This is a genomic window from Streptomyces sp. NBRC 110028 (assembly GCF_001417735.1).
GTDB lineage: Bacteria > Actinomycetota > Actinomycetes > Streptomycetales > Streptomycetaceae > Streptomyces.
The window spans coordinates 28584-36034 of the sequence record NZ_BBUZ01000057.1 but is presented as its reverse complement, the minus strand read 5'-3'; the positions used below and the strand labels follow the sequence as shown (position 1 = coordinate 36034).

The following is a 7451-nucleotide window of genomic DNA, read 5'->3' as shown; positions in this document are numbered from 1 at the left end:
ATGGCCTATCCGGGTCTGGAGAAGCTGAACGTCATGCGGTTGCACAGCCCGACCTCGGCCATCGCCTCCGCGATCGTGTTCAACGCGCTGATCATCGTCGCCCTGATCCCACTCGCCCTGCGCGGCGTCCGCTACCGGCCCTCCTCCGCCGCCGCCCTGCTCAGCCGCAACATCCGGGTCTACGGGATCGGCGGGCTCGTGCTGCCGTTCATCGGCATCAAACTCATCGACCTGCTCGTCCAGCTCGTGCCGGGACTGCGCTGACCGACCCAGGAACGAGGCTCTCACCGTGCCCAGCCGTCTTTCCCCCGTGGTCCGCAACCACCTGTCGGCCTTGCGGATGCTGCTCGTGTTCACCGCCCTCACCGGGATCATCTATCCGCTCGCGGTCACCGGAGTCGCCCAAGTGGCGTTTCCGGACCAGGCGAACGGCTCGCGGGTGAAGTGGCACGGCAAGACCGTCGGCTCCAGCCTGCTCGGCCAGAACTTCACCCTGCCCAGGAAGAACCCCGCCGACCCGGACGAGAGGCCCGGCCCCGACCCGGCGTGGTTCCAGCCCCGCCCGTCCGCCGGCGGATACGACCCCTTGGCCTCCGGCGCCTCCAACCTCGGCCCCAACAACCGGAAGCTGGTCAGGACGGTCGAGCGGCGGCGGGCCGCCATCGCCGCGTTCGACGGGGTCGAGCCGGACGACGTACCGGTGGACGCCATCACCGCTTCCGGCTCCGGCCTCGACCCGCACATCTCGCCGGAATACGCGTACCAGCAGGTGAACCGGGTCGCCAGGGCCCGCCGCCTGAAGCCCGCGACGGTACGCCACCTCGTCACCGAACACGTCCGGGGCCGTGTCCTCGGCTTCCTCGGCCAGGAACGTGTGAACGTCGTCCAGCTCAACTCCGCACTGTCCGGGCACCCCGCCACAGGCGCTCCCCCGTCGGGGCATCATCGCAGGCCACACCTCCCCCGGTGATCCCGCGATCGTCCTCGCCGCGCGGCTCGATGCTCGATTCGCCGGGTGGGGCGGAGGCGCGCACCATGGACATCGACCGGAAATCAGCCGTCGTGCGGCAGGCGCGCGAGCGCGAAGGCGCCGTGCGCGGCACGAACGCGGGAGGCGGCGATGACGCGCATGGCAGGACCTCCCCCGATCGTGGTCGGGATCGATCCCGATCCGGACAAACGGATGGCGCTCGCCTGGGCAGCCGACGCCGCGGACCGACGCCGCCTCCCGCTGCTGGTGGTCCTCGCGCAGAACCTGCCCACTCCCGGGTACCGGCCGACGGGCGGGCGCCCGTCCTGGGAGGAGTGGAACGAGGCGCTGCACGCCACGGGGGACCGTCTGCTGAACGAGGCGGTCGCCTATGTCGAGTCCCGGCACCCGCGGGTGCGGGTGTCCGGGCTGCTGGCGGAGGGGCACCCCGCGTGGGTGCTGCGTGAACAGGCGGACAATGCCACGGAGATCGTGCTCGGTTCATGGCGCCTGAGCGCTCTCCACGAGCTCTTCACCTCGGCCGCCGTCACCCTGCCGCTCATCGCCCACGCCCCCTGCCCCGTGGTCGTCGTACCGGAGCCGGAGCACATCACCCAGCAACCGCCGTACTTCGTGGTCGGAGTCGACGGCAGCCCTGCTTCCGCCACCGCCGTGGACGTCGCCTTCGAAGAGGCCGCGCTGCGCAACGCGGTCCTGCGGACCCTCTACGTGTGGCACCCGCCGATGCTCGGGGTCCTGGACGAGGACGCGGCCGTCCGGGAGTGCCGTCGACTGCTGTCGGAGACGGTGGCCGGGCGCGTCGCCTCCCATCCGGAGGTGGAACTGCACCATGAGGTCGTGCGGGGACACCCGGTACAGGTCCTCACCGAGGCGTCCGAGCACGCCCTCGGTCTGATCGTGGGCACGCGCGGGCACGGTGGTTTCACCGGCATGCTGCTGGGTTCCGTCAGCCAGGGCGTACTGCATCACGCGCGCTGCCCGGTCATCGCCGTCCCGCACGCGTCCGACCATGGCGGGCGTCGGCGGTGATGACGGGGACGACCCGCGGCGGCGGGTGCGGGGAGGAGAGCGGATACGCCCGCATGGCGGTGCCGGCCTTCCCGTTCGGTCCATCACCGCCGTGTCGAGGGCGGATTTCCCGCGTGCCGGACGCGGGATGTGCGCAGATGGGCCGCGCGAGGCGTTGAACGGCGAGGCCGAGGCGTCGTGACGCGGATCCGGCCGGGCGAGGAGAGTCGACACGATGACGTGGAGGGTTACCGGCCCCGGCGGCGAGGGCCTGGCGAACACGGCTGACGGGTGGTGCGGGCCGGGGTGAACACGTCGATCTCTTCCCCGGCCGACGGAGCCGTGTTCGGCAAGGACGGCCTGGCAGCCTTGGTGGACGTGCTGCTGGGGCGCGGGTTCACGGTGGTCGGCCCCACGGTGCGGGACGGTGCCATCGTGCTGGCCGAGCTGGAGTCGGCCGCCCAGTTGCCGTACGGGTGGGGCGTGGACCTCGAAGCCGGGCGGTACCGGCTGCGGTCGCGGACGGACGGCGCGGCCTTCGCCAACGCGGCCGGTCCCCAGTCGTGGAAGACCTTCCTCCACCCCGCCCGGGTGCGTCAGTGGACGGCCTCGCGGGCGGGCGGTGAGCTGGTCGTCGAGGCGGACGACACCCCGCCTCCGCGTTTCGCGTTCCTCGGTGTCCGCTCCTGCGATCTGCGGGCCATCGCCGTCCAGGACCGGGTGCTCACGGCGGGGCCGCATTCCGACCCGGTCTACCGGGGCAGGCGGTCCGGGGCGTTTCTGGTGGCGGTCGAGTGCACCGAGCCCGGCGGTACCTGCTTCTGCGTCTCGATGGGCACCGGGCCCGCCGCCGGTCCCGGTTACGACCTGGTGCTGACCGAACTGGCCGATGACGAGGGGCACCGGTTCTGGGCCCGGGCCGGCAGCCCCGAGGGCGCCGAGATCCTCGCGGAACTGCCCGGCGATCCGGCTTCCGAGGCCGTCTGCCGGGCCGCCGAGGACGCCGTCGCCTCGGCGGCGGACCGGATGGGCCGCACGATGCCGGACACCGACCTGCACCGGCTGATGGCCCAGACGCTGGACGCACCCCGCTGGGACGATGTCGCCTCTCGGTGCCTGACCTGCGGCAACTGCACCATGGTGTGCCCCACCTGCTTCTGCACCACCACCGAGGACATCACCGACCTGACCGGGGACCACGCCGAACGCTGGCGCGTCTGGGACGTCTGCTTCGACCTGGACTTCTCCTACCTGCGGGGCGGGCCGGTGCGCGCCTCGTCGCGCAGCCGCTACCGGCAGTGGCTGACCCACAAGCTGGGCACGTGGTACGACCAGTTCGGCTCGTCGGGGTGTGTGGGCTGCGGCCGGTGCATCGTCTGGTGTCCGGTCGCCATCGACATCACCGAGGAGGCCGCGGCCCTGCACGACTGGACCCGGCGTACGGAGGACGGGTCGCGATGAGCGCGTGGCCACTGCCGCTGGACACCCTCCCGCGACTCCAGCAGGAGCGGCTGTTCAGCCTCGCCGAGGAGCGCGACTTCGACGCGAACAGCAGGCTGTTCGACGAGGGCGACGTCGCCGACCGGTTCTGGCTGATCCGCTCCGGCGAAGTCGCCCTGGACGTGTACGTCCCAGGCCGTCGGGCCCAGGTGGTGGAGACCCTCGGGCCTCGGCAGCAACTCGGCTGGTCGTGGATCTTCCCGCCGTACCGCTGGCATCTGGGCGCCCGGGCATTGGGGTCGCTACGGACCTGGGAATTCTCCGCGGCCGAGGTGCGTGAGCTGTGCGAGGCCGATCCGAAACTGGGATACGAGCTGATGCTGCGCTGTGCGGCGATGATCGCCGACCGGCTCCAGGCCACCCGGGTTCGGCTGCTCGACCTGTACACACCGCACGGAAACCTTCCGTCGTGACCACTGTGCCCCTGCCCTACCGGGTGACCGCCGTCTCGGCGGAGAACGCCGACTGCGTCTCGCTGGAAGTGGCCCCCGCGGGGCGCGCGCTGTCCGGGTTCTCCCCGGGGCGCTTCGCCATGATGTACGCCTTCGGCGTCGGCGAGGCGCCGATCTCGGTCAGCGCCATCCGCGGCGGCCACCGCCTGGTGCACACGGTGCGCGCCGTGGGCGCGGTCACCGGCGCGCTGTGCCGACTCCGGCCGGGGGACACGCTGGGACTGCGCGGCCCCTACGGCACCGGCTGGAACCTCCACGGCGCGGCCGGATTCGACCTCCTGGTGGTCGCGGGCGGCATCGGGCTCGCCCCGCTGCGTCCTGTGGTGCGCCATGTGCTCGACCACCCGGAGCGTTACGGTCGCCTGCACGTGCTGATCGGGGCCCGCACTCCCGAGGATCTGCTCTACCGGGACGAACTGGAGGACTGGCGCCGCGCCGCCGCACAGATGGAAGTCACCGTGGACCGGGCCGGTCCCGGCTGGCGGGGGAGCGTGGGCGTGGTCACCACCTTGCTGGACCGGGTCGAAACGGCCCCGGACCGGACCACCGCGATGGTCTGCGGGCCCGAGGTGATGATCCGGCACACCGCCCGGGCGCTGCTCGACCGTGGCGTCCCGGCGCATCGCGTCCAGGTGTCGCTGGAGCGGAACATGCGCTGCGGCACCGGCCACTGCGGCCACTGCCAGCTCGGACCGCTGCTGCTGTGCCGCGACGGCCCGGTGGTCGGCTACGACCGCACCCGGTCCCTGCTCGCCGTCCGGGAGCTGTGACGTGGAACCCGACCCCCGCCCCTCGCTCGCCGTGTGGAAGTTCGCCTCGTGCGACGGCTGCCAGCTGACCCTGCTCGACTGCGAGGACGAACTGCTCCCGCTCACCGGCCGGGTACGCATCGCACACTTCCTGGAGATGTCCGGTGCCGAGGACTCCCGGGAGCCGGCCGTCCTCGCGGGGGCCGGACCGTATGACCTGTCCCTGGTGGAGGGGTCCGTCACCACCGCCGAGGACATCCTGCGCGCCCACCACATCCGGCGGATCTCCCGCCGCCTGGTCACCATCGGGGCCTGCGCCACCGCCGGGGGCGTCCAGGCACTGCGCAACTTCGCGGACGTCGAGGAGTTCCGGGCCGCCGTCTACGCCAGCCCGGAGTACATCGCCACCCTGGACACCTCCACCCCCATCTCGGCGCACGTGCCCGTCGACTTCGAATTGCGCGGCTGCCCGATCGACCGAGGCCAGCTGCTGGAAGTCATCACGGCGTTCCTGGCCGGGCGAAAGCCGAACATCCCCGGCCACTGCGTCTGCTTCGAGTGCAAGCGGCGTGGCACGACCTGCATCACCGTGGCACAGGGCATCCCGTGTCTGGGGCCCGTCACCCACGCCGGGTGCGGCGCCCTGTGCCCCGCCTACGGACGTGGCTGCTACGGCTGCTTCGGGCCGGTCGCCCACCCCAACCTGGAGTCCATGGTGCGCGAGCTGCGGCACGACGGCATGACCGAACGGGACATCGTGCGGGTCTTCCGCACCTTCAACGCGGCCTCGCCCGAATACGGGCCCGTACCCGGGCTCGCGGCCCGGGAGGCCCCCGAGCCCCCGGCGGAAGAAGGGCCCCGATGAGCCACCGCGGATCGCGTGTTCTGCGTCTTGACGCGCTCGCCCGGGTGGAGGGGGAAGGGGCCCTCCACCTGGCCGTGAGCGACGGGACGGTCGCCGAGGCGCGGTTGCGGATCTACGAGCCGCCGCGCTTCTTCGAGGCGTTCCTGGTCGGCCGCGGTCACCACGAGCCACCCGACATCACCGCACGGATCTGCGGGATCTGCCCCGTCGCCTACCAGATGACGTCCTGCCAGGCCGTCGAGCGGGCCTGCGGGGTGACGGTCGACGGCCCGCTCGCGAAGCTGCGCCATCTGCTCTACTGCGGCGAATGGATCGAGAGCCAGTCCCTGCACATCCATCTCCTGCACGCCCCCGACTTCCTCGGCCACCCCAGCGCGGTGGAACTCGCCCGCGAGCACCGCGCGGCGGTGGAACGCGGCCTGCGGATCAAACAAGCGGGCAACGCCATCATGGAGCAGCTCGGCGGCCGCGCCATCCACCCGATCAACGTCCGGGTCGGAGGCTTCTATCGCGTACCCACCCCGTCCGAACTCGTCCCGTTGGCCGAGCGGCTGCGCCGGGCCCATGACGACGCGCTGGACACCGTGCGCTGGGTGGCCGGCTTCGACTTCCCCGACGCCTCCTACGACGGCCCGCTGCTGGCGATGCGCGACCCCGGCCGGTACGCCATCGACTCCGGGAGCCCGGCCGTCCTGCCCGCCTCCGCGGACGCCGGTTCGGCCGGCGCCGGCCCGGTACGGGCGTTCCCGGTGGAGGAGTTCGAGCGCCACGTGGTGGAACACCAGGTCCCGCACTCGACCGCCCTGGTGTCCCGACTGGACGGCCACCCCTACCTGACCGGCTGCCTGGCCCGGTACGCGATCAGCGGACGCTGGCTCCACCCGTCGGCCCTCGACGCGGCACGAGAGGCGGGACTCGGGGACCCGGCCACCGGCGCCGTGTGCCGCAATCCGTTCCGCAGCATCATCGTCCGCGCCGTCGAAGTGGTCCACGCCGTGGCCGAAGCGCTGCGCGTCATCGACGCCTACGAGCCGCCGCCACGGCCGTACGTCGAGGTACCACCCCGCCACGCGACCGGCTGCGCGGCCACCGAGGCACCACGCGGGCTGCTCTACCACCGCTACGCCATGGACGCGGACGGCACCCTCACCCTCGCCCGTATCGTGCCGCCCACCGCGCAGAACCAGGCCGCCATCGAAGACGACCTCCGCCGCCAGGTGCAGTCCCGCCTGGACGCGCCGGGCGAGCCGGCCGACGACGGGGAGCTGACGGCCCTGTGCGAGCGGGCCGTCCGCAACCACGACCCGTGCATCTCCTGCTCCGCGCACTTCCTGGAGCTGACGGTGGAGCGCGGATGACGGGCCGCGTGGTGGTCATCGGCGTGGGCAACGCTTTCCGCCGCGACGACGGTGCCGGTCCGGACGTCATCGAGGCACTGCGCGCCCGGGCCTTTGAGGACACGCTGCTCACCGACAGCGACGGCGAGCCGGGGCGCATGCTCGGCCTGTGGGGCCCTCAGGACGCCGTCATCGTGGTCGAGGTGGTGCACGCCCACCCCGGGCGGCCGGGGAGGTTGCACACCCTGACGGCTGAGTGGACCGCGCGATGCGCCGCACGCTCCGCCAGTACCCACGCCCTCGGGCTCGGCGAGACGTTCGCCCTGGCAGCCGCGCTCGACCGGATGCCCCGGGAGCTGACGGTGTACGCGGTGGAAGGGGCCGACTTCGGTTTCGGCCGCGGGCTCAGCTCCGCGGTGGCCGACGCGCTGCCCGAGCTGATCCGCCACGTGGCCACGGCCATCGAGGAGGCGCACGAGCGGCTCGGGCACATGAGCGCGCCGAGTCACGGCCGGGGAACCGCGTAGGCCGTCCGCTCGCCGACATCGT

At 72.4% G+C, this 7451-nt stretch carries 8 protein-coding genes and 1 pseudogene; all 9 read left to right on the top strand.

Annotated elements, in window-relative coordinates:
- Positions 1-264 (top strand): annotated as a pseudogene (locus ASC60_RS36475) (potassium-transporting ATPase subunit B); the annotation flags it as partial.
- A 25-nt stretch (positions 265-289) separates the two neighbouring features.
- Complete coding sequence (kdpC, locus tag ASC60_RS36470; RefSeq protein WP_267892857.1) at positions 290-970, top strand: potassium-transporting ATPase subunit KdpC; 681 nt, start codon at positions 290-292, stop codon at positions 968-970.
- Between the two features lie 150 nt (positions 971-1120).
- The gene (locus ASC60_RS36465; RefSeq protein WP_055558014.1) at positions 1121-2020 is read left to right on the top strand and encodes a universal stress protein; all 900 of its coding nucleotides are present in this window, start codon (positions 1121-1123) and stop codon (positions 2018-2020) included.
- A 285-nt stretch (positions 2021-2305) separates the two neighbouring features.
- Complete coding sequence (locus ASC60_RS36460; protein WP_234357286.1) at positions 2306-3460, top strand: 4Fe-4S dicluster domain-containing protein; 1155 nt, start codon at positions 2306-2308, stop codon at positions 3458-3460.
- The gene (locus tag ASC60_RS36455; RefSeq protein WP_055558012.1) at positions 3457-3912 is read left to right on the top strand and encodes a cyclic nucleotide-binding domain-containing protein; all 456 of its coding nucleotides are present in this window, start codon (positions 3457-3459) and stop codon (positions 3910-3912) included. Before ASC60_RS36460 ends, ASC60_RS36455 begins: the two co-directional genes overlap by 4 nt.
- Positions 3909-4721 carry an FAD/NAD(P)-binding protein gene (locus tag ASC60_RS36450; RefSeq protein WP_055558011.1) on the top strand — a complete coding sequence of 271 codons (813 nt, stop codon included), beginning with the start codon at positions 3909-3911 and terminating at the stop codon, positions 4719-4721. Before ASC60_RS36455 ends, ASC60_RS36450 begins: the two co-directional genes overlap by 4 nt.
- A 1-nt stretch (position 4722) precedes the next feature.
- Positions 4723-5565: an oxidoreductase gene (locus tag ASC60_RS36445; protein WP_055558010.1), complete on the top strand. Its 843-nt coding sequence runs from the start codon at positions 4723-4725 to the stop codon at positions 5563-5565.
- Complete coding sequence (locus ASC60_RS36440; RefSeq protein WP_055558009.1) at positions 5562-6923, top strand: Ni/Fe hydrogenase subunit alpha; 1362 nt, start codon at positions 5562-5564, stop codon at positions 6921-6923. Before ASC60_RS36445 ends, ASC60_RS36440 begins: the two co-directional genes overlap by 4 nt.
- Positions 6920-7429 carry a hydrogenase maturation protease gene (locus ASC60_RS36435; protein ID WP_055558008.1) on the top strand — a complete coding sequence of 170 codons (510 nt, stop codon included), beginning with the start codon at positions 6920-6922 and terminating at the stop codon, positions 7427-7429. The genes ASC60_RS36440 and ASC60_RS36435 overlap by 4 nt, the downstream gene beginning before the upstream one ends.
- Positions 7430-7451: the final 22 nt, after the last annotated feature.

What these genes read in the sequence shown, in the direction of transcription:
- ASC60_RS36465 (WP_055558014.1), top strand. Translation starts at nt 1,121, where the DNA reads ATGACGCGCATGGCAGGACCTCCCCCGATCGTGGTCGGGATCGATCCC.
- ASC60_RS36455 (WP_055558012.1), top strand. Translation starts at nt 3,457, where the DNA reads ATGAGCGCGTGGCCACTGCCGCTGGACACCCTCCCGCGACTCCAGCAG.
- ASC60_RS36440 (WP_055558009.1), top strand. Translation starts at nt 5,562, where the DNA reads ATGAGCCACCGCGGATCGCGTGTTCTGCGTCTTGACGCGCTCGCCCGG.
- ASC60_RS36435 (WP_055558008.1), top strand. Translation starts at nt 6,920, where the DNA reads ATGACGGGCCGCGTGGTGGTCATCGGCGTGGGCAACGCTTTCCGCCGC.